This window comes from Sphingomonas paucimobilis NBRC 13935 (assembly GCF_000739895.2).
Lineage (GTDB): Bacteria > Pseudomonadota > Alphaproteobacteria > Sphingomonadales > Sphingomonadaceae > Sphingomonas > Sphingomonas paucimobilis.
In genome coordinates this window covers 40108-64428 of sequence record NZ_BBJS01000063.1, presented here as the reverse complement: position 1 = coordinate 64428, position 24321 = coordinate 40108, and the positions used below count along the sequence as shown (strand labels likewise).

Annotated in this window: 17 protein-coding genes; 10 read left to right on the top strand and 7 right to left on the bottom strand. The window is 65.0% G+C overall.

Translation table 11 applies throughout. The annotated features are described in order from the left end of the window. Position 1: 1 nt before the first annotated feature. On the top strand, positions 2 to 370 hold the full coding sequence (locus SP6_RS19020) for a response regulator (protein ID WP_007404573.1): 369 nt from the start codon (positions 2 to 4) through the stop codon (positions 368 to 370). Positions 371 to 379: 9 nt separating this feature from the next. Here the strand turns inward: SP6_RS19020 and SP6_RS19015 are convergent, their stop codons facing one another. From SP6_RS19015 to SP6_RS19005, 3 genes are all read right to left on the bottom strand, one after another. Then, positions 380 to 1639, bottom strand: a complete 1260-nt coding sequence (locus SP6_RS19015) for an aminotransferase class V-fold PLP-dependent enzyme (protein ID WP_007404654.1) — start codon at positions 1637 to 1639, stop codon at positions 380 to 382. Continuing rightward, complete coding sequence (locus SP6_RS19010; protein WP_007404625.1) at positions 1639 to 4041, bottom strand: TonB-dependent receptor plug domain-containing protein; 2403 nt, start codon at positions 4039 to 4041, stop codon at positions 1639 to 1641. The genes SP6_RS19015 and SP6_RS19010 overlap by 1 nt, the downstream gene beginning before the upstream one ends. 141 nt (positions 4042 to 4182) lie before the next feature. Beyond that, on the bottom strand, positions 4183 to 4746 hold the full coding sequence (locus tag SP6_RS19005) for a DNA-3-methyladenine glycosylase I (RefSeq protein ID WP_037568311.1): 564 nt from the start codon (positions 4744 to 4746) through the stop codon (positions 4183 to 4185). A gap of 90 nt (positions 4747 to 4836) precedes the next feature. Here SP6_RS19005 and SP6_RS19000 point away from each other — a divergent pair, with 90 nt between their 5' ends. Both SP6_RS19000 and SP6_RS18995 read left to right on the top strand, forming a co-directional pair. Then, positions 4837 to 5142, top strand: a complete 306-nt coding sequence (locus SP6_RS19000; protein WP_037568263.1) for an ArsR/SmtB family transcription factor — start codon at positions 4837 to 4839, stop codon at positions 5140 to 5142. Between the two features lie 3 nt (positions 5143 to 5145). Further along, the gene (locus tag SP6_RS18995; RefSeq protein ID WP_037568262.1) at positions 5146 to 5316 is read left to right on the top strand and encodes a metallothionein; all 171 of its coding nucleotides are present in this window, start codon (positions 5146 to 5148) and stop codon (positions 5314 to 5316) included. Between the two features lie 56 nt (positions 5317 to 5372). Here SP6_RS18995 and SP6_RS18990 read toward each other — a convergent pair whose 3' ends face one another. Beyond that, complete coding sequence (locus SP6_RS18990; RefSeq protein ID WP_232252427.1) at positions 5373 to 7475, bottom strand: TonB-dependent siderophore receptor; 2103 nt, start codon at positions 7473 to 7475, stop codon at positions 5373 to 5375. 244 nt (positions 7476 to 7719) lie between these two features. On the opposite strand from SP6_RS18990, the gene SP6_RS18985 reads away from it, so the two are divergent. The 4 genes from SP6_RS18985 (at position 7720) to SP6_RS18970 (ending at position 13062) form a co-directional block, all read left to right on the top strand. Beyond that, positions 7720 to 9456, top strand: a complete 1737-nt coding sequence (locus tag SP6_RS18985) for a M14 family metallopeptidase (RefSeq protein WP_227876594.1) — start codon at positions 7720 to 7722, stop codon at positions 9454 to 9456. A 194-nt stretch (positions 9457 to 9650) separates the two neighbouring features. Beyond that, positions 9651 to 10382, top strand: coding sequence for an ABC transporter ATP-binding protein (locus SP6_RS18980; RefSeq protein ID WP_007404557.1), 732 nt, complete (start codon positions 9651 to 9653; stop codon positions 10380 to 10382). Next, positions 10379 to 11815, top strand: a complete 1437-nt coding sequence (locus SP6_RS18975) for an ABC transporter permease (RefSeq protein ID WP_007404560.1) — start codon at positions 10379 to 10381, stop codon at positions 11813 to 11815. The genes SP6_RS18980 and SP6_RS18975 overlap by 4 nt, the downstream gene beginning before the upstream one ends. Continuing rightward, positions 11815 to 13062 carry an ABC transporter permease gene (locus tag SP6_RS18970; RefSeq protein ID WP_007404528.1) on the top strand — a complete coding sequence of 416 codons (1248 nt, stop codon included), beginning with the start codon at positions 11815 to 11817 and terminating at the stop codon, positions 13060 to 13062. The genes SP6_RS18975 and SP6_RS18970 overlap by 1 nt, the downstream gene beginning before the upstream one ends. Positions 13063 to 13085: 23 nt before the next feature. Here SP6_RS18970 and SP6_RS21130 read toward each other — a convergent pair whose 3' ends face one another. After that, on the bottom strand, positions 13086 to 14525 hold the full coding sequence (locus tag SP6_RS21130) for an aminotransferase-like domain-containing protein (RefSeq protein ID WP_037568261.1): 1440 nt from the start codon (positions 14523 to 14525) through the stop codon (positions 13086 to 13088). Positions 14526 to 14609: 84 nt separating this feature from the next. On the opposite strand from SP6_RS21130, the gene SP6_RS18960 reads away from it, so the two are divergent. From SP6_RS18960 to SP6_RS18950, 3 genes are all read left to right on the top strand, one after another. Continuing rightward, complete coding sequence (locus SP6_RS18960; protein ID WP_007404505.1) at positions 14610 to 17369, top strand: M16 family metallopeptidase; 2760 nt, start codon at positions 14610 to 14612, stop codon at positions 17367 to 17369. Between the two features lie 80 nt (positions 17370 to 17449). Continuing rightward, the gene (locus SP6_RS18955) at positions 17450 to 19756 is read left to right on the top strand and encodes a TonB-dependent siderophore receptor (RefSeq protein ID WP_007404584.1); all 2307 of its coding nucleotides are present in this window, start codon (positions 17450 to 17452) and stop codon (positions 19754 to 19756) included. A gap of 19 nt (positions 19757 to 19775) precedes the next feature. Beyond that, a complete protein-coding gene (locus SP6_RS18950) occupies positions 19776 to 21578 on the top strand; it encodes an ABC transporter ATP-binding protein/permease (protein ID WP_113667653.1) in 1803 nt (600 codons plus the stop codon). 124 nt (positions 21579 to 21702) lie between these two features. Here the strand turns inward: SP6_RS18950 and SP6_RS21125 are convergent, their stop codons facing one another. Continuing rightward, complete coding sequence (locus SP6_RS21125; RefSeq protein ID WP_007404500.1) at positions 21703 to 21894, bottom strand: hypothetical protein; 192 nt, start codon at positions 21892 to 21894, stop codon at positions 21703 to 21705. Continuing rightward, entirely contained in the window at positions 21887 to 24313 is a 2427-nt protein-coding gene (locus SP6_RS18945) for an ABC transporter permease (RefSeq protein WP_007404517.1), read from the bottom strand. The genes SP6_RS21125 and SP6_RS18945 overlap by 8 nt, the downstream gene beginning before the upstream one ends. Positions 24314 to 24321: the final 8 nt, after the last annotated feature.

Here is a 24321-nt window from a genome sequence, read left to right as displayed (position 1 = left end):
GATGACGATGGAAAATGGGCCGGGTCGCGGTGCGACGGTGCTGTTGGTCGAGGATGACGATGCGGTCCGGCGATCCTTGCAATTGCTGCTGCACTGGCGGGGCTATGATGTGCGGGCCTATCCGGCGGCGAGTCCCTTGCTCCATGGTGATGGGGCGGGGGGCGATATCCTGATCGCTGATTACCGTCTGCCCGACGCCACCGGCTGCGACCTGCGCCGTGCGCTGGGCGAGCGGGGATGGACGGGGCGGTCGGTGCTGATCACCGGCTATGCCAGCGCGGCGCTGACCGCCGATGCGCGCGGTAGCGGCTTCGACGTGGTGCTCGGCAAGCCGCTGCGCCAACAGGCCCTGTTCGCCGCGCTCGCCTAGGGAAGGCGCCTAGCCCTTGGCCAGTAGATCGGGCAGCGCGGCGGCCAGCCGGTCGACATCGGCCATGCTGGTGAACAAGGCCGGTGTGACGCGGACGCAAGCCCCCCTGGCCGGACCGGTGCGATGGACGGTGAAGATGCGGTGACGTTCGAGTAGCCGCTTGGCCAGCGCGGCATTGGCGGCGGCGTCGATCACGCCGTCGACGCGGAACGAGGTGATCGCGCCGTGCAGCGCGGGATCGTCGGGCGTCAGGACGCTGAGACCGGGTATCCGCCTGGCCCGCTCGACCCAGCGATCCCGCAGCGCGCGCAGCCGGGCGGCACGGGCACGCCGATCGATCCGATGCTGAAAGGCGAGGGCGGCCGGCACGGTCAGCCAGGCGGCATAGTCCAGCGTCCCGGTATGAACCCGCGCCATCACCGTATCGGGCCCGTCCGCATCCTCGGCCGGATCGCGGTCGATCCGCGTGAGGGCCGGGCGGCGGATATGCAGAATCCCCACGCCCAGCGGCGCGCCGAGCCATTTGTGCCCGTTCAGCCCGACAAAGTCGCAATCGAGATCGGGCAGCGAAAAATCGAGCTGCTGCCAGCTATGTGCGGCGTCGACGATCACGTCGATCCCGCGTGCCCGTGCCATCGCGGCGATCTCACGCACCGGGATGACCAGCCCGGTGCGGTGGCTGAGATGGGTCAGCAGGATCAGTTTCAGCCGGGGCTCGGCCGCGATCGCTTCGGCATAGGCGGCGATCAGGCTGTCGCGTGTCGCCGGCTCGGGCAGGGCGATGCGGCGAACGCGCACGCCGCGTCGTGGCCCCAGGCTCTCCATGCACGCCTGCATGCTGTCATAATCGAGATCGGCGTAGAGCACCGTATCGCCCGGCGACAGGCGGTTATAGCCGAGGATCAGCGCCTTCAGCGCCTCGGTCGCGTTGCGGGTGAAGGCGATTTCGTCCGGAGGCACGCCCAGTTCGGCGGCCACCGCCGCGCGGGCAGCGGCCAGATCGGCGAGCATCCCGCGACGCGCATAATAGCTGGTGTCGCGGTTCACCCGCGCGACCGCCTGTTCATAGGTGGCGCGGACCGGGTGCGCCATAGCCCCCCAATTGCCGTTCTCCAACTGAACGACATCCTGGGGCAGGTCATATTCCCCCGCGACCTTGGCCCAGAAGGCCTCGTCATCGGGTGCGGGATGCGCTGGGCTCGTGGCGCGCGCCGAGAGGGGGAGGGTGGCCGCCATGCCCCCGGCCAACAGCGCGCGCCGATCGATCATCAGAAGGTCAGCCCCAGACGCACATAATAACGCCCGCCATCGGTATCATAGGGGGCGTTGCGCGAGTAGATCAGGCCGCGATTGGCCTGGTTGGTCGCCTCGTCGGGATAGGTGCCGAACAGATTTTCGGCGCCGCCGCGGATCGAGATGTTGGGCGTGAGGCGATAGGTGAGCGCGGCGTCGAACATCGTCATGCCGCCGAACCGTTGGAACAGTTCGCCGGTGGAGTTGCCGGTCACGTCGGTCCACGGGCCATAATAACGTCCGCGCAGCATCACGCCGACCGGGCCGATATCATAGCCCAGCGTGCCGGTCGTATTGTGGCGCGGCAGGCGCTCCTCGAAAATCCGCCGCTGCGTCGCATTGGCGATCGCCGCACTCGTGCCGCTGCGCACCGTGGTGCGGTTGTAGTTGTAAGCCAGAGTCGCGCTAGCCCGACCTTCACCCAGTTGGCGGTTATAGCCGATGACGACATCGACGCCGCGCGTGCGCGTGTTGAAGTCGTTGGTGAAATAGCTGATCGAGGTGAAGCGGTTCGGATTGGGCAGGCTGGCCGGAATGGCGATGGTCGCCGACTGGCTGAACCGGTCGTCGACATCGATCTGATAGAGGTCGACCGTGGCGCTGAGCCCGACATGCGTCTGCAACGCCAGGCCGACGGTCGCATTGCGCGACGTTTCGGGGCGCAGCGGCTTGGCACCGAGCGCGATGGCCAGTGGATCGCTGGGTGCGAGACGGCCCTGGTTGAACACCTGCAATGTGCGCGTGTCGAGGCCCTGGCTGACGACGCGAGTGTTGAGTTGCGCCGGAGTCGGGGCGCGGAAGCCGGTGGAATAGGTGCCACGCAGCGCCAGCCATTCGACCGGCTCGACCCGCGCCGACAGCTTGTAGGTGAACTTGTCGCCGAAGCTGGAGAAATCTTCGTAACGCCCCGCCGCGCCCAGCGAGAGCAGCTGGATCGGCCGCCATGCCAGATCGACATAGCCGGCATTGCTGGTCTGGCTGAACCGGCCGGCCTGTTGCGGGCCGAAGCCGGGGAAGCCGTTGGAGTTGGGCGCCAGCCCCGTCGCCGCGCCCGGTCCGATCGCATAGGAGGCCGGGTCGCCGGTACCGACGACATAGCGCTCGATCCGCCGCTCGCCGCCAAAGGCGATGTTCAGCGGATCGACGCCACCGATCGGTAGGCGATAGACGAAATCGGCGTTCAGATTCGTCTCGATCTGCGTCAGCCGGCCGAGATAGAAGCTGGTCGGGCTGTTGGGGCCGAGCGAGGCGTTCAGGCTCTCGCGCATGCGATAGTCGATGCGGCTGCGGCCCGACGAGGCGCTGATGTCATAGCTGAAGGCATCGGACAGCGATCCGCGCAAGCCGCTGTTGAGCTGAAGGTCGGCGAAATCGGTGCCGAAGCGCGGGGTGAAGCCGACCGGATAGATACTGCGGAAGCTGAAGCCTGGAAAGGCGCTGCTGGCATTATAGACGCTGCCCGTGCCCGCCGGATTGCGCCAGTTGAAGTCGGTGACGCCTTCGCCCTGCTGAACGGTGCCGAAGGCATAGAGTGTCGCACCCGGCGTCAGGTCGTAATGCATGTCGATCGCGCCGCGCACTCGCTCTTCGTCAGGCTGGCCCCAGCGCTGGACCGGGTTGGGCACGGCAAGCGTCGGGTTCGCCGCCTGGAAGGTCAGCGCGTCGGGGCGCTGACGGGTGCGCGAGGTCGCCTCGGCATGTTCAAACTGGCCGGTGAAGACGATCGCGCCGCGATCGTCGAGCGCGATGCCGCCGCGCGCGCCCGACTGATAGTCGTTGCCGTCACCGGCATAATATTGGCTGAACTGGCCAAAGGCCTCCATCCCCGGCGCATCGTCGAGGATGATGTTGATGACGCCCGCGATCGCATCCGATCCATATTGCGCCGAGGCACCGTCGCGCAGCACCTCGATCCGCTTGATGGCGAGGCTGGGGATGCTGGCGAGGTCCGGCGCCTGCGCACCGCGCGTACCCAGGAGCGCCGAGCGGTGATAGCGCTTGCCGTTGATCAGCACGAGCGTCTGATCGGCCGACAGCCCGCGCAAGGTGGCGGGGCGGACAAAGGCCTGGCCATCGGCGGCGGGCAGGCGCTGGACGTTGAACGAAGGGAGCAGTTGCGCCAGCGTGTTGTTCAGGTCGCTCGACACGCTCGAGCGGATCAGCGTCTCGGGCAGCACATCGACCGGCGCCAGCGTATCGAACTGCGTCCGACCGCGTTCGCGCGTGCCGGTGACGATCACGTCGTTGCCGGTCGGGGCATCGGCGGCGGGCTGGCTCTGTTCGGTGCTATCCTCGCCGGGTGGCGTGGTCTGGGCCCAGGCGACGGGCGTGAACAGGATGTGCAGCGCTGCAACAGCGCTGGCGGTCGTGAGTTTCATGATGAAGCCTTCCCCCTGGGCCGCTCGCTCGGCACTCGTGAGCCGGGGCCCTAGAAAGGCTAAGTTGCACCCCCGTTACGAATATGCGGCGGATCAATGAACCGGCCGGGCGGGGGGCCGGTCATGGCCTTTCCTGCGGCGTCAGACGTCGTTGAAGCGAAAGCAATTAGCGGCATGGTCGTTGACGATGCCGACCGCCTGCATCCAGGCATAGCTGATCGTCGGACCGACGAACTTGAAGCCGCGGCTTTTGAGCTCCTTGGATATGACCTCGGACAAGGGCGAGGTGGCGACCCATTCGCGTCCCGGATTTCGGATCGGCTCGCCATCCACGAACGACCAGCAGAATGCGGTGAAATCCTCGCCCTTCGCCGCCATGTCGCAATAGATTTGCGCGCCCCGGATCGTCGCGCGAATCTTTGCCTGGGCGCGGATGATTCGCGGATCGGCCATCAGCCGGGCGACATCCTCCTCGCCGAACGCGGCGACCTTCACGGGATCGAAACCGGCAAAGGCCTCCCGAAAGCCGTCGCGCTTGCGCAGGACCGTGATCCAGGCGAGCCCCGCCTGAAACCCCTCCAGCATCAGCATTTCCCACAGCATGCGCGGATCGCGCTGGGGCACGCCCCATTCCTGATCGTGATAGGCCTGCATCAACGGGTCGTTGCCGGCCCAGGCGCATCGGGTGACATGGTGGCAAGGCATGTCGTCGTCGATACCATATTCGGCACCGTAAGCGATTGACAAAAACGTTCATACATATATATTAGCATCTGTTCATATGTTGATAGATGCATGACACACGACGAGGGGACGCAACTGGCCGAGTTGTTTCGTCTGCTGGGTGAGCCCAACAGGCTTCGGTTGGTGGTGGCTTGTCTGGACGGGCCCCGTTCGGTGGGCGAACTGACCGAGGAAGTCGGCGTCAGCCAGAGCCTGGTTTCGCAGCATTTGCGACTGCTGCGCGCCGGACGCTTGCTGAAGCAGACGCGTTCGGGGCGGAACGTCTTCTACGCGCTACCCGATTGTCACGTCCGCACCATGCTGACCAACATGATGGACCACGTGCTTGAACCCGAAGATCATGGACACGAGGATTAGATCATGAGCGTCAATGTCGAAATGGTGAAGTGCGCCTGCAACGACTGCGTCTGCGTCGTCAGCACCAGCAATGGTGTCGAGGCCGATGGCCGCATCTTCTGCGGCGAGAATTGCGCCAACCATCATCAGGATTCGGCCGGTTGCGACCATGCGGGTTGCCCCTGCCACGGTTGATCCGCGGCCGCTAAAGCTGTTTGAGAAGGGACCGGCGAAAGCCGGTCCCTTTTTCGTCAGATCTCCATACGCAGCGAGGCGCGCACGGTTCGCGGTGCGCCGGGATAGATCCACAGGGCGCTGTACGAACTCGCGGCATAGCGCTGGTCGAGCAGATTGTCGGCCTCCAGCCGGAAGCGCAGCCCCTGCGTGACGGGGGCCTCGATCGCGGCCTTCACCTTCACATATTCGGGCAGAACGATCGGGTTCGCGGTCAGCGACCCGGCCCGGTCGCCGACATAGGCGACGCCGCCGCTGAGCTGCCAGTCGCCGCGCGTCGTGGGGATGCGGTGGACGACCAGCAGCGTGCCCGAATGTTCCGGCACGTTCAGGACCTTGGGCGTGGGGAAGGTCGCGTCGTCCGCCTTGGCGTCGAGCCAGGCATAATTGGCGACGATCTGCCAGCGATCGCCCAGCCGGGCCGAGGCGTCGAGCTCGATACCCCGGCTGACCATGCTGCCGACCGGCGCCAGGAAGTTGGGATCGACCGGATCGGTGGTCAGGATGTCCTTCTTGCGGATGTCGAACCAGGTGGCGGCCATGTCGATGCCGGGCAGCTTGGCCGCGATCCCGACCTCATAGCCGCGCCCGGTTTCGGGGCCGAAGCCGTTGCCGTTGCGATCGGTGCCGGTGTTGAGCGAGAAATTCTCGCCCCAATTGGCGTGCACCGCGATCGCATCGGACAGACGGTACCGGGCGCCCACGCGGAAGTTGACCGGCTCGTTGATATTGCGCCCGGTACGGCCGGTGTTGTTGTTGACGATCTTCTGACGGTAAGGGTCGATACGCGCACCGCCGACCAGCGTCAGGCGATCGGTCACGTCCCACATATCCTGGACATAGAAGGTGCCCGCCCAGCGGCTTTCGTCATTATTGGTGAAGGGGCGTAACGGCGCCGCCACCGATCCATAGACGGGGTTGAACAGGTCGATGGCATAGGGCGCCGCCGCGGACGGATTGATGCGCATCCACCGTTCGCCATAGAAGAAGCGATAGCCCTTCAGCCCGACGCTGACCCGGTGCTGCCCGATCTGTCCGGCCAGTTCCAGGCGGGCGGACAGATCGTCGACGCTGAAATCGCGCGAGCGGCGTTGCCGCCACAACGACGTGCCGACGATGCGCGACTGGTCCGCCGACAGGCCTCGCAACGTGCCTTTGCGCCAGACCATGCCGCCATTCAGCGTCCAGCCGCCGCCCAGCTCCGCCAATCCGGTGATCTGATGCTGGTTGTTGCGCGACTTGGTGATGCCGTTCGACGGCTCGCCATAATAGTTGGAGAGGGGCAGGGCGTTGGCATCGCCGTTGATCGCGGGAATGCCGCGGTCGAACGGCGTGTCGAACTGGCTGAACTCGCCGGTATAGGTCAGGCGTAGCGCCTGGCTGGGTTGCCAGGTCAGCGATGGCGACACGACCCGCCGGCGCAGCGTGACGGTGTCGCGCCACCCGTCGCTATCCTCGCCCGCGACGACGATGCGCGCCGCCAGCGTGCGCGACAGCGGCCCCGTCGCGTCCAATTCCACGCGGCGCGTGTTGAACGAGCCATAGCTGACCATGGCGTTGGCATGGGGGGTGAAGCGCGGCACCTTGGTCACGATATTCACCCGGCCGCCGGGATCGACATCGCCGAACAGCGCGCCGGCCGGCCCCTTCAGAACCTCGATCCGCTCGGTGGTGGCGGGGTCGCGCGGCGGGGCCATGCCGCGATTGGCGAGGAAGCCGTTCAAATAATATTCCGCTCCGCCGTCGGGCGTGCCCAGAAAACCGCGCACCGCGAAATTGTCGATCACGCCGCCGCGATTATTCTGCTGGCTGAACCCGCTGACCAGTTCCAGCGCGTCGCTGAGGCGATAGGTGCCGGCCGCGTCCAGAATGTCGCGCTCGATCGAACGGCTCGACTGCGACATGCGCTCGGTGACGCGGTCGGACGACTGGGTGCGGTCCACTGTGCTGCGCGTGCCGAGCACGACGATATCGCTGCCGCCCGATTCGTCCTGGTCGGTGAACTCCTGCTGTTCCGGAAGCTCCTGGGCCTCGACGGCGAACGGCGCAGCGCCCAACGAAAGGGCCCAGGCCAGGGCCGACATCGATCGACGCGGAAGAAGAGAGGTGTTTAGAGACATCGGGGCTCCAGACAGCGGCGCTTCGATCGGCACCATTGGGTTGCGGTATGTTGCAACGTCTCATAATGGGGTTGCGCTGCAACGCAACCATGTCGAACCCTGTCAGACCTGGGGGCCGGCATGCGGCCGATCGGCGGCACCGGGGCGTCCGGTCGGCCTGGTTCGGATAACCCTCGGGCATCACATTGGAAGTTGATCTTTGTTCTCACGTGCAACCATGATCCTGGGCCTTGTTTTTTCTGCCATGACCACCGCATCCCATGCCCAAGGCCCAGCGCCCCTGCCGGCGGCACTCCCTTGGTCGGGCAAGAGCGAGGCCCTGATCGCCAAGCCCGGCGACCCCTGGATCACCCCGGCCGAGGCGGCGGGATTCGCGACGACGCCGCGCTATGCCGAGGTGCGCGCCTGGTTGGAGCGGCTGGACGCCGCATCGCCGCTGATCACCGTCGGCACCTTTGGCCGGACGACCGAGGGGCGCGACATGATCTATGTCCGGGCGAGCAAGGGCGGGGCCGGCAAGCCGGTCGTTCTGGTCCAGGGCGGCATCCATTCGGGCGAGATCGATGGCAAGGATGCCGGGCTGATGCTGCTGCGCGACATCGCGCTGCGGGGGAAGGACAGCCTGCTCGACACGGTCGATCTGGTCTTCGTTCCGATCTATAATATCGACGGTCATGAGCAGATGAGCGCGTACAACTACCCGCACATCCGGGGCCCCGCCGAAAAGGGGCGCGACGCCAATGCGCGCAACATCGACCTGAACCGCGACTATGCGAAGGTCGATGCGCCGGAGACGCGGGCGATGATCGGGCTGATCCGTTCGCTCGATCCGATCCTCTATATCGACTGCCATGTCAGCGAAGGCTTCGACATGCAGTATGACATCACCTTCACCTATGCCGGTTGGGGCACCTATGCGCGCCACCGCGCGACCGCCGACTGGCTGGATGGGCGTTTCGGCCCTGCGGTGTCGAAGGCGCTGGCGGACGCGGGCCATATCCCGATCAAATATCCCAGCCCCATCGACACGCGACAGCCGAACAAGGGCATCCGCTACAGTCCGGAGGGGCCGCGTTATTCGACCGGCTATGGCGATTTCATCGGCATGCCGACCGTGCTGGTCGAAAACCATATGCTCAAGCCCTATCGCCAGCGCGTGCTCGGCACCTATGTGCTGCTGGAAGCCGCGCTGAAGATCGCGGCGACCGACGCCGCGCGCATCGCGGCCGCCAAGGCGCAGGACCGTGCGAGCCGCCCGGCCGAGCTTCTCACCCGCTGGACCCCGGCGGCACAGCCGATCGGCTGGATCGAGCAGTTCAAGGGCGTTGCGTTCGACACCTATATGTCGCCCGCCTCGGGGCGGCTGGAGCAGCGCTGGAATGGCAAGCCGATCACCTTCCGCATGCCGATCATCGGGCAGACCCCGACCGAGAGCGTCCGCTTGCCCAAGGCTTGGTGGGTGCCGCCCGCGCAAACGGAGGTGATCGACCGGCTGCGCGTGCATGGCATCCGGTTCGAGACGATCGAGGTCCCCCGAACCCTGACGCTCGACCATGTCCGCCTGGTCGATCCGAAACAGTTGCAGCCGATGGAGGGGCGCTATCCGATCACCGCGCGCTTCGTTCACGAGTCCGCCGAGCAGGTAATGCCGGTCGGCAGCGTGCGCGTCCCCGCCGACCAGCCGCTGGGGCTGCTCGCGGCGTCGCTGCTGGAGCCGGAGAGCCAGGATTCCTTTCTGGCATGGGGTTTCTTCCCCGAGATGCTGGCGTCGGCACCGAACACGGATGCCTTCGTGCTGGCGGCGCTTGGCGACCGGATGCTGGCGTCCGACCCCGATCTCAAAGCCCGGTTCGATGCCAAGCTTCGCGCGGAGCCGGGCTTTGCCGCCGATTCCGATGCGCGATTGGCGTGGCTTTATGCGCAGGCGGGGCCGGGGCATCCCTATCCCTTGCGCTACCCGATCGCGCGCGAACTAAACTGAGTGCTTGTCATGGCATTTCCTCCATCCTCCCCTGCAAGGGAGGAGTTTAGGGGGAGGAGTTTAGGGGGCGGATTTGTCCATTTTCCACGGTTAATGAGATGTTACAAAGTGACGGTTGTGTGCGAGGCGATGGTGGCTAAAAGTCGCGCCGATTCACCCCGGCGCGAAGCCAATCGATGATGCAGGAGACGGCAATGCCGAACCCCAATACCGAAATCCTGATCGACGCCGTGCAATTGGCCTATGGCCCGCATCGTGTCCTGGATGGTCTGTCGCTGCGTGTTTCGGGGGGCGAAGTCTATGCGCTGCTGGGGGGCAATGGCGCGGGCAAATCGACGACGCTGTCGACGTTGCTCGGCTTCTTGCGCGCCGATGCCGGACAGGTCGAGGTCGGCGGGATCGATCCCGCGCGCGATCCCGATGGGGCGCGGCGGCGCATTGCCTATCTACCTGAGAATGTCGCTCTCTACGAGCATCTGAGCGCGGTCGAGAATGCCGATTATCTGCTCGCGCTGTCCGGCACGCCGCGACCCCGCGCAGCCATTGTCGAGGCACTGGCGGCGGCGGGCTTGCAGGACCGGGCCTATGATCAGCGTCTTGCCGGCTTTTCCAAAGGGATGCGTCAGAAGGTCGCGATCGCGGTCGCCTTGTTGCGCGAGGTGCCGGTGTTGCTGCTCGACGAACCGACCTCGGGTCTTGATCCGCGTGCGACCTCCGATTTCAACGCGCTGCTCCATGCGGTGCGCGATCGGGGCACGGCCGTACTAATGGTCACCCATGATCTGCTGAGCGCCGCCGATGTCGCCGATCGCATCGGCTTTCTGGAGGGCGGCCGCATCGTGGAGGAAGTGGCGGCGGAGGGACCAGCGCGGTTCGATGTGCGGGCCTTGCGTGACCGTTTCGCCGGCCGGGCGCTCGCCGCATGAGCGCGGTGTCGCTGATCGCACGGGATGAACTGCGGCTGATGCGGCGCAACCGGGTCGCGGTGACGGCCCTGGTGCTGCTCGTCATCCTGACGCTGGTCGCGGTGGTCACGTCCTGGACCCATCAGCAAGGCATCGCCGCCTCGCGTGCCCAGCATCAATCGCATGCCGATCATGCCTTCGAGGCCCAGCCCGACCGGCACCCGCACCGCGTCGTCCATTATGGCCATTTCATCTTCCGCCCGCTCGGACCGCTCGCCGCATTCGATCCCGGTGTCGATGCCTTTACCGGCAACAGCATGTTCCTGGAGGGGCATCGCCAGAACACCGCGAATTTCGGCGATGTGCGCCAGAGTTCGCCCCTGATCCGCTTCGGGCAACTGACCCCGGCCTTCGTGCTGCAGGCGGTCGCACCCTTGTTGCTCATCTTCCTGGGCTATGGTGCGGTCGCGCGGGAGACCGAGCGTGGCACGCTCAGGCCCTTGATGTTGCAGGGTGCGTCGGCGCGCTCGATCGTGCTCGGCAAGCTGCTGGCGCTTGGCTCGGTGGCGTTGCTCATCGCACTGCCCGCGTTGATCGGCTTTGCGCTGATCGCGGGGCAGGCGGGGGCCTATGCCGGGCCGATGGCGACCATCATCCTGGCTTATGCCGTCTATCTCGCGCTGTGGGTGGGGATCGTCACACTGGTGTCGATGCTGGTCCGGCGGCGGCGCGATGCGCTGCTGGCACTGCTGGCGATCTGGGCGGTGACGGTCGTGCTGCTGCCGCGCGTCGCCCCCGAAATCGCCAATCGCGCCTATCCGCTGTCCAACCGGTTGCAGACCGATGTCGCCATCGCCCGCGACCTTCGCCAAATGGGCGACAGCCACAATCCCGACGACCCGCATTTCGCGGCGTTCAAGAAACAGACGCTGGCGCACTATGGCGTGACCCGGATCGAGGATCTGCCGGTCAACTACAAGGGGCTGTTGGCGCTGGAAGGCGAGGCGCTGAGCAGCCGCCTGTTTGATCGCTACGCGGCGCGCGATTTCGCGGCGCAGGCGTCGCAAAACGCATTGGTCGGCGCCCTCGGCCTGCTCAGCTCGGCGATCGCGCTGCGCCAGACCTCGATGGCGGCGGCGGGTACCGATTTCGAAGGGCATCGCCGTTTCCTGGAACAGGCCGAGGCCTATCGCTACGACCTGATCCAGCGGCTCAATCGGCTACAGGCGGAGGCGGTCAGCTATGCCGACGATACCGCCGAGGATGCGGGCGCCGACAAGCGCAAGCGGATCACCGCCGATCATTGGCGCAAGCTGCCCGAATTCACCTTCCGCGCGGCCGGGGCCGATACGCTGGTGCGGGCGGGCCTGCCGGGGCTGGCGGTCCTGTCCGGTTGGTTGGTGGTGATCGGTGTGGCGCTGGTCGCCGCCACGCGTCGGCTGGGAGCGCGGTGATGGCGATCTGGATTCACGAAGCGCGGTTGCTGCTCCGCTCGCGGCTGGCACTGGCCGCGTTGCTGCTGATGGCATTGCTCAGCGCGGCTGCGGTTGCGGCGGGCATGGCGGAGGTGGCGCGTCAGCGCGCCGCGATCGATGCGGTGGCGACGGCCCAGGCCGAGGATATCGCCGCGGTCGCCGACTATGTCGATCGCACCAAGGATGGGGGGAGTGCGGCCTATTACAGCTTCCACCCGACCTGGGACTCGCCGTCGCCGCTGGCCTTTGCGGCGATCGGGATGCGCGATGTCGCACCCTATATCCTGCGGGTCCGTGCCTTGGGGCTGGAGGCGCAGATCTATGACGGCGATACCTTCAATCCCGAACTGGCCTTGCCGGGGCGGTTCGACTTCGCCTTCGTGCTGGTGTTTCTGGCGCCGCTCTTCGCCATCGCGCTGTTTCATGACCTGAAGTCCGCCGAGCGAGAAGCCGGGCGGGCGCGGATGCTCGATGCGATGCCCAACGGACGGCGGCTCTGGTTCCGGCGCGCGATGGTGCGTTTCGTGCTGTTGCTGGCTGCCCTGATCGTCCCGTTTGTGGTGGGGGCGGTCCTGTCCGGCGTGGCCGCATGGGCGATAGTGCTGATCGTCGTGGTCGCGGCGCTCTATCTGCTCTTCTGGATCGGACTGGCCGCGTTGGTCTCGCGTTGGGGGCATGGCTCGACCGCCAATGCCGCGACGCTCGCCGGGCTGTGGCTGGTGCTCGTGCTGGTGATCCCGACCTTTGCCAATGTCGCGATCAACCGCGCGATACCGGTCGGGCAGGGCAGCGAGATCGCGCTGGCCCAGCGCGAGCGGGTGCATGGTGCCTGGGAAATCCCGCGCGAGGAAACCATGCGGCGCTTTTATGCCACCCATCCGCAATGGGCGAACTCACCGCCGCTGCCGCCCGCCTTCCACTATAAATGGTATTTCGCCTTCCATCAGGTGGGGGACGAAAGCGTCGCCGATCGGGTTCGCGCCTATCGCCAGGCTCTGGAGCGGCGGGCGGCCGTCGCGAACGATCTGGGCTGGGTCTTGCCGTCCGTCGGCGTTCAGGCGCTGCTGACGCGCCTGGCGCATACCGATCTGGCGGCGCAACTGGCCTATCAGGATCGCATCCGCGCCTTTCACCGCGACCTTCGCGAATTCTATTATGGCTATATGTTCCGCGACCGCCCCTTCGGTAAGGCCGATTTCGACCGCGCGCCCCGCTTTCCGGGCTGATCGATCCGGGCGGTTGAAGCGTCTCAATCCCGTATGGGCGGCAGGCTTTCCGCCAAAGCCTGCAACGCGGCCTCGCTGGTGGTGGTGACGTTGAACCGCATTTCGGACGAGGTCATCCCGGCCGGGCGGAAATGCTTGCCCGGTGCGGTCAAAAAGCCGCGCGCCAGCAGACGCTTGGCAAGATCCAGCGTGTCGATGGAATTTCCCAGATCGGCCCAGAGGAACAACCCGCCCATCGACGGCGCCGCGGCAATGCCCATCCTGGCGAATTGCTGGCGCAGCGCGATCGTCCCCTTGGCCAGCTGCCCGCGTATCCGCTCGCAACGGCGGCGATAAAGCCCTTCGTCGAGAAAGCGGTACAGCACGCGTTCCTGAATCAGCATGTTGCCGAGCCCTTGCAGCGGCCGAAAGCGACGCAGCATGTCGCCATAGCGTTCCCCGGCCACGATGTAGCCCACGCCGACCTCGGGGGCGAGGATCCGCGACGAGCCGCCGACATGGATGACATGGTCGAGATGATCGAGCAGCAACAGGGGCGCCACGGGCCGGTTGCCGGCCGGGGGCAGGAGATCGGCCTGGCCGACATCGTCGACCAGGATCATCTCGAACTCGGTGGCGATGTCGATCAACTGCCGCGCCTTGTGCAGCGAGATGCAACTGCCGGTCGGATTCTGGATCAGCGACGACATCAGGAACATCGCGGGGCGATAGCGTTCGCATAGCAGCCGCAGCACGTCGAGGTCCGGCCCGTCCGCCTTGCGCGGCACGTGCAGGATTTCCGCCCCTTGCGACAGAAGCGCGGCGACATGCGCAAAGGAGCACGGGTCCTCCACCACGATCCGCCCGCCTGGCCGCACGAATGCGCGGATCACGACCCCCAGTCCCGCGATAGAGCCCGGTACCGTCAGGATCGCATCGACAGGCACGTCGACGCCGTCGATCCCCAGCTTGTTACGCAATTGTTCGCGCAGCGGCAGATAGCCGGCGGGGTCGCCATAGCCGGTTGTGCGCAACGCTGAGGATGCCACGCTTTTCAGAACCCGGTTCAATTCCTCGACGGCCGATGGTTCGTGACGGAGCACACCACTGCCCGGCGAGCGGTCGAGCGGGTGGGACGAATGGATGAGCTGGAACGGCGCGAGATCGACGGGCGCGACCTTGATCGCCGGTACGGTCGGCAGGACCGGAGGGGAGGAGACATAGAAGCCCGATCCGCGCCGCGCGTAAATCTGCCCGCCTGCCACCAGCTTGTCGTAGGCGCGCTGTACGGTGTCGCGACTGACGCCATGTTCGTCCGCCATGGCACGGATCGAGGGCAGGCGCTGATCGGCGATCAACACGCCATCGGCAATGCCCTGCGCGACCGCCCGGATCACCCGTGCGGTCTGCCCGCCTTGCCCGTCACGGCGGCCCTGGGGTCCCCCAAAAGTGTCCTGGTCGGTGGAGTAGGACAGTCCGGTCATGTTTTATATTTTTGGCTGCAAGAAACTCGGCTTGCAATCAGTAATGTTCGCCGAATGGCAAAAGCGTTTGCAGTTGTTGCTCTGATGGCCGCCACGGCGTCGAATGCGATCCTCGCCCCGGCGACCGAGGCTCGGCAGCGTGTGCCCGGCCCGGCGATCTCTACCATTCCCTCGACCAAGCTGCCGAACCGCGCGATCACCGATCCGGTGACACGCTTCACGCTGCCCAATGGATTGAAGGTGATCGTTCAGACCAGCAGGCGCGTGCCACTGATATCGGCGACGGTGGTTTATGACGTCGGCTCGAAGGACGAAGGGGCCGGGCAACATGGCTATGCCCATCTGTTCGAACATCTGGCGCTCGATGGCAGTGCACATTGGAATGAAGGCGCCCTGCGGTCGCTCCAGGATATGGGCGCCACGAACATCAACGCCATCACGACCCAGGACACCACCACCTTCTTCGAGACTTTCCCACGTGCCGCGCTGGACCGGGTCTTGTTTCTCGAGGCCGACCGGATGGGGCATATCGGCGCGGCGCTGACGCCGGAGCGGATCAAGCGCGAAGTCGGCGTGGTGCTGAACGAGAAGCGATTGCGGGCGAGCGAGCCTTTTGGCGGGCTCGATGCGACGATCCTGGGGGATATGTACCCCGCCGACCATCCCTATCACCATAGCGTCATCGGTGATGAGGCCGATCTGGATGCGGTGACGGTGGAAGGCGCGCGCGGCTGGTTCGACACCTATTATGGTCCGTCGAACGTCACGCTGATCCTGGCGGGCGATATCGGTGGCGACGAGGCACGCGCGCTGGTGGCGAAGTATTTCGGGGGTCTAGCGCCTCGGTTGCCTGTCGATCGGCTGCTGACACGATCGATGTCGCTGCCCGGGGCGATGCGCCGGCAGATGTTCGCGTCCGTGCCCGACGGCCGCCTCTATGTAAGCTATTTCGCACCCCCGGCGGGATCGCCAGCCATCGCCGCGCTCGATCTGATCGCGCAGATCATGGCCAATGGCGCACGATCGCGTTTGAACCGGCGGCTGATCGAGGAACTGGGCCTCGCGCAAGCGGCGTTCGTCACCTTCGACGAAGGCCTGCTGTCGAGCCGCATGGGTTTCACCGTCGCCGGTATCAAGGGCGATCAGATGGCGCGGGTCGAGGCGGAGGTCGACGCGGCCTTGGCGCGCTTCGTTGCCGAGGGGCCGACCCAGGCCGAGTTGGAAAGCGCCCGCGCGGCCCGCATCCAATATCTCCTGGGCCTGCAGGGCAGCACGTCCGGCAAGGCATTCCTGCTGGCACGCGGCGCGCGGCAGAATCAGGAGGATGATTATGCCGAGGCCTATCTTCAGCAATTGTTGAGCGCGACACCCGAAAGCGTCCGCCGTGTGGCGGCGGATGTCTATGGCCGGCCGGGCTACCAGCTCGCGATCCTGCCCAAGCCGCCGCTGAAAGCGATACCGGGCGGCTATGACCTGACCCAGGGGGCACCTCCGATAGGGCCGATGGCGCCGATCACCTTTCCGGCCGTCCAGCAAGCGCAATTGTCGAACGGACTGAACGTCATCCTGGTTTCGCGCCCCGGCGGCCTGTCCGACACGTTGCTGCTGCGGTTCGACGATGGTGGCAGTGCGGGCGCGTCGCATGAAATCGCGCCGATCGTGCTGGATCTGCTGGCGGCCAAGGGCAAGACTTCGGGCCAACTGGCCGCCAAGGAGCAGGTCGATGCGCTGAATGGCTGGCTGAACGACAAGATCGGTCTCGATCACGCCGACCTGATCTTCAACTGGGACGCGGCACAATTGTCATCGGGGCTGGCATTGTTCGGCCGGATGTTGACCCGGCCCGACGTTGCGCCGGATGCACTCGCATCGCTCAAATCTGCGCGGATCGACCGGCTGCGGACCGAGACGATCAACCGCGGTGCGGGGGCCGAACGCGCGCTCTACACCGCGATCTATGGGACCGGGCATCCCTATGCCCCGCCGGCGACGGCCGCCGATGCGATTGCGCAGGTCGAGGCGATCGATCCGACGGCAGTCCGGGCGTGGCTCCGCACCCATCTCCGTCCCGATCGTGCGACGCTCTATATTGCCGCCGACGCCGATATGGTGACGCTCAAGCCGCTGCTCGAAAAGGCACTGAATTCGTGGAAAGCGGAGGGCCCTGCGGTACCCCCGATGCCCATTCCGCCAGCGCGCGGTCGCGCGGCGCCCTCGCTGACCGTCATCGATAAGCCGGGCGCCGCCCAGACCTATATCATGGCCGGCAAGGTGATCCCGGCCGCGGATATGCCGGGTGGCACGGATGCCGCCGCGACCTGGGTCGGCAACGAGGTCTATGGCGGCAATTCGACATCACGCATCGGTGCGAACCTGCGTGGGGACAAGGGCTGGACCTATGGCATCGGCTCTGGCGTGTATGACACGCGTGGCCAGCGGCGCTGGATCATCGCCGGCACGGTCGATCGTGCGCATAGCGGCGACTCGGTGGCCGAACTCGGCAAAGAGATGCGCATGCTGACCAGCGATCGGCCGCCCGACCAAGTCGAGCTCGGCCGTATCGTGACCACGGCCGCGAACAGTGCCGCCGCGCAGCTTGAGAGCAATGCCGATCTGCTGTCCGCCATGGCGGACGCCCAGTCGGACGGCCTGCCCTATGACGATATCGCACATCGGCCGATGCGGCTGCGCGCCCTGACTTTGGATCAGGTCAAGCAGGCCGCGCGCGCCTTTGACGATCCGGCCACGGTCCATTGGGTCCTGGTCGGTGACTGGGCGCAGATTCGCAATCAGTTCAAGGATTTGAAGCTTGGCGTGCCGGAGGTGATCGAACCGGCACGCTGATAGACTCCGCAATATGTCGGAAGCGCAAGCATGGGGAGAGTGCCGCGCAGTTCGATCGTCAAATGTCAGGGGGGACTCCTATGAATACACGCCATATGCTTGCGGCCAGTCTTTTGGCACTGGCCACCACCGCCACACCGGGCGTGGCCTGGGCGCAGGATCAGACGCTGTCACAACCTGCGTTGCCGCTTGGTCAGGCGCTTCAGCGGATTGCGGCACAATGGGGGGTGCCGCTGAATATCGACCCCGACGCGGTCAAGGGCATGACGGCCCGGCCCGTGGTCGATGCGCACAGCGAACGGGATGCGGTGGCGCAGGCGACACGCGGCCTGCCCGTGGCGGTGAACGTCGACGACAACGGTCGTATCGCGATCGTCAACGATGTCCTGGTCATCGCGCGGCCCAATGAGGCGGAAACCAGCGTGCTGGTGCGCGGGCCGACCAGTTCCTCGCGGCTCGGCCAGTCGCTGCGCGATCAGCCGCGCAACACCCAGGTCATTTCCGCCAAGCTGCTCGAGCAGCAACAGGCGCTGACGATGGCCGAAGCCCTTGCCAATGCCGGCGGCGTCGTCGTCAACACCGCCACGGTTCAGGGCGGCGTCGGTTATTCGGTGCGCGGCTTTTCGGCGCAGGGTGCGGTCAATGGCCTGCCGTCGGCATCCAGTTCCAGCTTCGCGGCGGGAACCACCCAGTCGCTCGCCAATATCGAACGGATCGAGGTGTTGAAGGGCCCCGACGCGATCCTGCTGGGTGGGGATAATCTGGGCGGTACGATCAACATCGTCACTAAAAAGCCCAATGCCGAGGAGCGGCTTTACGTCTCGGTCGATACCGGTTCGTTCGGGTTGGCACGCGGCACGATCGATGCCAATCGCGCGATCTCGAGCGACGATCGCTTCAGCGGGCGTATCATCGCCACGGCGGCGACCGCCGACCGGAATTTCGGCGGCTATCGCGGCGACCAGGATTATCTGTTCGCGCCCTCGCTGCGTTACAAGAACGCGGATACCGACATCATCGTCTCGACGACGCTGGGCACCCAGCTGTTCGGCATGGTCCCCTATACCCTGCTCAACACCACGACGAAGAAACCGTTCGAACTGCCGGATGGCCGCAGGCTGGTCGGCGATGCGGATCAAGGGGTGCGGATCGGCACCACGCAGTTCAATGCCGAGATCACGCAGAAGGTGACGGATTGGCTGACCCTCGTCGGCCGCGCGCAGCATCAGGATGTCAGCTTCTCGTTGAAGCAATATTCTCCCTTCGTGGTCCTCAACAATAACGGGCTGCTGCTTTTGTCGAGCAGCGGGGTGCGTCAGCGCTCGAAGAGCAATGCGATCGACACCTTCGCTCGGATTGCGTTCGACACCGGTGGCGTGACGCACAAGCTGGTGGCGGGTTTCACCCGCGTCGAGAATGACGTGAAGGCATTCTACGCCGATGACGGCGGGATGTTTCCGTATAACTTCCTGAACCCCACAGGCACGCTGCGCCCGCTGGCGATCAAGTTCGGCAACGAGACCTCGACCGTCAATATGGAACAGCGTGGCTATTACGGCCAGTATCTGGTCGGTTTCGGCCCAATCCATCTTCTGGCGGGCGTCCGCCGGACCGATATCGAGGTTGGTAGCATCATCACCGGTCGCCGCCCCAGCAATTCGAACACCAAGGTCTCGGCGTCCGCGCCCAACTATGGCGCGGTAGTCGACATAACCGGCAATTTGTCGGTCTTTGGGACGCTGGCCTATGGCTATATCCCCACATTCGCGATCGATCGGTTCGGTGATCGGCTGCCCGATGTGCGGACGCGGAACACCGAAACGGGCGTGAAATGGGATCTGTTCAACAAGCGGATGCTGATCAACGCATCGTGGTTCAGCATCCGCCAGAGCAACCTTCTCGATCGCGATGCGGTCGATCCGCGCTTCCAGGTCGCTGTGCCGGGCATTCTCGGCCGGGGTATTGACCTGAACCTCAGTGGCGAACCGCTGCGCGGGTTGACGGTGTCAGGTGCGTTTACGCGCACCGATTATTCCTATCTCAAGCCCTCGGCGAATATCGGGTTCGTCGTCGCGGGGCAGCCGCGCGACGTGTACAATCTCTATGCCTCCTACATGCATCGCATCGGCGACAAGACGAGGGCGGGATTGGGTGCCGGGGTTACCGGGCGGTCGCGTTCGCTGATCGACACGCGCGGCCTGTATGAAATTCCCGCCGCGGTGCAGGCGAACCTCAACGGGTTCCTATCGATCGGTCGGCTTGATCTGAATATCGGTGTGCGCAATCTTTTCGATCGTCAGAATTATAATCCGACGCGCGCGACCAGTTACGTCCCGCTCGGCGAGCCGCGTACCTGGCGCCTCACGGTCGGCTATCGTTTCTTCTGATCGACAGGACATCTGATCCATGATGCCGCAACCCAGCCAGAGCGGGGAGGTCCGTCGCGAGACGGGCCTCGCCCCACCCCAGTCCACTACGGCACGATGGCGGGACGCCTGGCGGCTGGTCCGCGGCTATTGGACGTCGTCGGACTGGAAATTTGCGTGGTTCGCGCTGATCACGCTGTTCTTTTTCCAGTTCGGCACGGCCTTCATCCTGCTGCGCACCAATCGCTGGCAGCGTCAATTCTTCGACGCCATCGAACAGCGTGAAGCCGATCAGCTCGTGCCGTTGATGATCATATTCCTCGGCATCATGGCGATGCAGGTCCTCATGATCATGACGGAGAATTTCGTTGATGGCCTGCTGTCGATCCGTTGGCGAACCTATCTGACCCGTGACTATCTCAATCGCTGGATGAGCCGTAATCGCTACGCGGAGATCGAGCGGTTGCGGATCATCGACAATCCCGACCAGCGCATTGCCGATGACCTGAACGCGATCACCGCCGCGCTCGGCATGACGGTGGGGGCGCTGCATATCGTCATGCGCCTGATCGGTTCGATCGTGACCGGCATCACTTTTGCCATGGTCCTGCTGGAAACCGCGCCACCCATTCGCGTCTCGCTGGGTGGTATGGCTTTTTCGATCCCCGGAAGCACGGTCTGGTACGCCGTCGCTTATGCGCTCATCGGTTCTTACCTGACCGCCAGGATCGGCCAGCCCTTCATCCGTGCGATGATGCGTCAGCAACATCGTGAGGCGGATTTCCGATCCGGCCTGATCCATGTCCGGCGCAACGCCGCCCAGATCGGCTTGGCGGGCGCGGTTTCGACCGAGCGGCAGGCGCTGGAATATTCGTTCGATGCGGTGCGGCTGAACTTCCGTTCGGTCATCTACAGTTCGCTGGGCATCACGGCGGCGGGCAGCGTCTATGACCGGCTGGGGACGGTGCTGCCACTGTTCATCATGGTGCCGACCTATTTTGCCGGCGGCATGAGCTTTGGCCAGTTGATGGCGGGGCGCGAAGCGTTCGGGCAACTCGGCATGCAGCTTGGCTATTTCGTCAAAAGCTATCAATTGATCGGCCAGCAGATCAGCTATTTCAACCGCATCAAGGGGCTGGACGACGCGATCGACGATGCGTGTCCGGCCGGCATCACGGTGGGAGCGGGGGCCCCGCCCGGTGTGGCCCTGGCGACGCAGGACCTGACGCTGCATCGTCCGCATGGCGAGGCTCTGGTCGCGGTCGGCGACTGGCGTGTCGGTGAGGGTGAGCGCTGGGCGCTATGTGGCGCCTCCGCGGCCGGCAAGTCGACGCTGATCCGGGCGCTCGCCGGATTGTGGCCCGATGGTGCAGGCCGGGTGACCATGGCGAATGACAGCCGCGCGATGTTCGTGCCACAGCGTCTCTATCTGCCGCTCGGTACGCTGAAGGCCGCGATCTGTTTCCCCGACCGGCCCGAGGCGCATGACGATGCGGCCGTCCATGCCCTGCTGGAGCAGGTCCGCTTGGGGCATCTGGCGGACGAAATCCACGGCCTGCGGCTGTGGCAGGAAGAATTGTCGCCCGGCGAGCAACAGCGTCTCGCCCTGGCGCGTATCCTGTTGCATCGTCCGACCCTGTTGGTCCTCGACGAAGCGACCAGTGCGCTGGATGCCGAGAATGCACGCTATTTCTATGACCGCCTAAGCGTGAGCCTTCCGCAGGCCACGATCATCAGTGTCATTCATGACGAGGCTTTGCTGCCTTATCACACCCATAGGCTCAGCTTCGCCGATGGCCGGGTGCGGTCCTCCCGTATCGAAAATGTAATCGGGCGCGGCTGACGCGCGGTTGGTGGGCAGTATGAGCGGCCGATCGTGACTACTCGCCCGCGCTCACGGCGCAAACACCACCTACGGGATCGCGGCAGCAGTGTCGCGCAGCCCTTCGGCGCCCGCGACAAGCTCATCAATCGCGGCTTGGCCGCCGGAAGCCGGCCGGCGCTTGTTCCGACGTCTCCTCCAGCGCCTCTTGTCGCGCCCGCGCTGCGGCAAGCTGCGGGTGGCTGACATCAGCCTGAACGATCGCCTCGCGCAGAGTTTGCGCGGATGCCGGCGCGCAGGTCGGCAGAAGAGCCGTGCCCAGGAACCGCTCAGTCATGGCGGAGTGCCCAAGCCGGAGCGGTACGGCTCGCCCGCAATGCCTGACCCAGCACCGTCAGCACGGCGATGACGACGGCAAGTGCCGTCGCGCCGAGGAAATAGAGCGGTGACAGCGTTATGCGATCGTCGAACCCGGCCAGCCATGTCCGCATGGCTACGAATGCGAGCGGCCAAGCGATAAGGTTCGCCAGCAGCACGGGCCGGAGGAACTGGCCGACCAGCAGCTTGACGATATCGCTGGAGGAAGCCCCCAGCGTCTTTCGTATGCCGATTTCCATCGCCCGGCGTTGCGTGTTGAACGAGGCAAGGCCCCAAAGTCCGACGCAGCCGATCAGGACGGCTAGGCCTGCACCGATACCGAACAGACGCGTGGCGCGATCGTCTTCATCATAGAAATTCTGCAACAGCCGCTCTCCGGTGTCTGCGCGGAATGGCGCTTCCGGCGCCACCCTGATCCAGGCGGCGCGGACTCCCTCCGCCACGGCACGGGGATCACCGGAAAAGCGCATCGTGGCGACGGGATAGGGCACGATGCCACGCGTATAGGTATAGTAGACCGGCGTGGCAGGCAGGCGTGGCGAGAAGAAACGCAGATCGTCGACCACACCGACAATGGTCATCGGGCTCGGTTGGACTATTGTCTGGCCGATCGCATCTTTCGGAGAGCGGAACCCTAAAGCCGTGACGGCCTTGCGAGAAATGACGATGTTGCTGGGCAGGCCTTTCTGACTGTTCGTCCTGTCATCCATCCGGTGGACGTCGTCGAGGAGTCGGCCAGCGATCGGCCGTGTGCCGAACAGCCGGAAAAAGTCCGTTCCGACATTGATATGCCTGGCGGCCGGCCCCGGACCGGGGCGCCCGGACAGAAGTAGATTGTCGCTATTGTTGTTACCGACGTCGCCGACCCCCGTATCCGACGTGGTTACTATCGAAACACCGGGGACGGCGCGCAAGGCGGCGATCAGCGCGGGATGCTTGGCCTTCTCGACATAGCCCAACCAAGGTGCGACGAGCAGCCCCTCACGCTGGAAGCCCAGGTCGGCGTTACGGACATGGCGGGTCTGCGCGACGAGAACGGCCGTGCCGATCAGGAAGGCGATCACCATTGCGAACTGTGCCATGACGAGTGTTTCGCGTGCCCGGGTGCCTGCGTGACCACCGCCCGGAGCGCGGGCAGAGGCAAGGACTGCAGCAGCAGGATAGTGGGAAAGAAGGATCGCCGGATAGAAACCGGCTAGAATCCCGATACCGATGGCGAATGTCAGCAGCAGCGGAACGACGATGGCATAGGGCATGGCGAGCGATAGACCGCCGGCAGCGTTGATCAAGGGCAATCCGATCTCCGCCAGTACCAGCCCGAACAAGGCCGCCACGGCGACGGCAAGCACCGCCTCGCCAAGGAACTGGCGAATCAGGGTCGCCCGATCGGCGCCCAACACCTTGCGCATGGCGACTTCTCGCGCCCGCAGGCCGGCGCGCGCGCTCGCTAGGTTGACGTAGTTTACGATCGCGATGAGCAGCGTGAGTATGCCGACCAGTCCCAATGTGACGACGGTCAGCTTGCGGCTTGCGCTTTCCTGCCCGGCAGGCTGCAGATGCGCCTTGGTGAGCGGAAGCAGTGGGAGCGCCATGCGCATCGCCGCATCATCCCCCAGATCGCGCGCGCCGTGCCGCGCTACGAAGGCGGGCATTTTCTGTTCGAAGGCCTTTGCCGCGGCTTCGTCAGGGAAGCGTAGATAGGTCTTGAGCGAAGTGCTGCCCCAGTGATTCCACCACTCGCCCAGGTCGCTGGTTGGCAGGCGCGCGAGGATCGAGAATTTGAAATCGGATGCCTTGGGCAAATCCTCGAACACACCCGTGACGCGGTGCGGGACGGTCTTGTCGAGCGCAAGCGTCAGGGTCTGGCCGATCGGATCGGTATCGCCGAAATATTTCCTCGCCGCTGATCGGCTGAGCACGATGCTTGCCGGGGCGGTTAGCGCGGTTGTCTTGTCACCCGCCACCCATGGCAGATCGAAGACTTGAAGGAAGCTTGCATCCACCTGACCGATATCGTCGAAGGTGGCGATTCCGTTGCGGACCACGCTGCCGCCATCCTTGCCGTCCAGGTCGGCGCCGCCCATGAAACGGGTGCCCACGACACCGGGAAAATCCTGTCGCAATTCGTCGAGAAGGCCGCCCATGGTGTTCGGATAAGTGCCGGTGAACGGATCATCGGTGCGTTTCCAGTCGGTCTGGACCACATAGATCTCGTCATGGTGCGGCAGCCATTTTTCGAAGCTGGTCTCGAACCGCACATAGAGGGTGAGGACGAAGAATACGGCGATCCCGACCGCCAATCCGCCGATGTTCAGCGCGGCGTAGAATTTGTGGCCCGTCAGGGTGCGGTAAAGCGGGGCGAGGGCGAAGCTGTTCATCACCGGCT

Coding starts and splice junctions, on each gene's coding strand:
- SP6_RS19020 (WP_007404573.1), top strand. CDS start 2: ATGACGATGGAAAATGGGCCGGGTCGCGGTGCGACGGTGCTGTTGGTC.
- SP6_RS19015 (WP_007404654.1), bottom strand. CDS start 1,639: ATGATCGATCGGCGCGCGCTGTTGGCCGGGGGCATGGCGGCCACCCTC.
- SP6_RS19010 (WP_007404625.1), bottom strand. CDS start 4,041: ATGAAACTCACGACCGCCAGCGCTGTTGCAGCGCTGCACATCCTGTTC.
- SP6_RS19005 (WP_037568311.1), bottom strand. CDS start 4,746: ATGCCTTGCCACCATGTCACCCGATGCGCCTGGGCCGGCAACGACCCG.
- SP6_RS19000 (WP_037568263.1), top strand. CDS start 4,837: ATGACACACGACGAGGGGACGCAACTGGCCGAGTTGTTTCGTCTGCTG.
- SP6_RS18995 (WP_037568262.1), top strand. CDS start 5,146: ATGAGCGTCAATGTCGAAATGGTGAAGTGCGCCTGCAACGACTGCGTC.
- SP6_RS18990 (WP_232252427.1), bottom strand. CDS start 7,475: ATGTCTCTAAACACCTCTCTTCTTCCGCGTCGATCGATGTCGGCCCTG.
- SP6_RS18985 (WP_227876594.1), top strand. CDS start 7,720: ATGACCACCGCATCCCATGCCCAAGGCCCAGCGCCCCTGCCGGCGGCA.
- SP6_RS18980 (WP_007404557.1), top strand. CDS start 9,651: ATGCCGAACCCCAATACCGAAATCCTGATCGACGCCGTGCAATTGGCC.
- SP6_RS18975 (WP_007404560.1), top strand. CDS start 10,379: ATGAGCGCGGTGTCGCTGATCGCACGGGATGAACTGCGGCTGATGCGG.
- SP6_RS18970 (WP_007404528.1), top strand. CDS start 11,815: ATGGCGATCTGGATTCACGAAGCGCGGTTGCTGCTCCGCTCGCGGCTG.
- SP6_RS21130 (WP_037568261.1), bottom strand. CDS start 14,525: ATGACCGGACTGTCCTACTCCACCGACCAGGACACTTTTGGGGGACCC.
- SP6_RS18960 (WP_007404505.1), top strand. CDS start 14,610: ATGGCCGCCACGGCGTCGAATGCGATCCTCGCCCCGGCGACCGAGGCT.
- SP6_RS18955 (WP_007404584.1), top strand. CDS start 17,450: ATGAATACACGCCATATGCTTGCGGCCAGTCTTTTGGCACTGGCCACC.
- SP6_RS18950 (WP_113667653.1), top strand. CDS start 19,776: ATGATGCCGCAACCCAGCCAGAGCGGGGAGGTCCGTCGCGAGACGGGC.
- SP6_RS21125 (WP_007404500.1), bottom strand. CDS start 21,894: ATGACTGAGCGGTTCCTGGGCACGGCTCTTCTGCCGACCTGCGCGCCG.
- SP6_RS18945 (WP_007404517.1), bottom strand. CDS start 24,313: ATGAACAGCTTCGCCCTCGCCCCGCTTTACCGCACCCTGACGGGCCAC.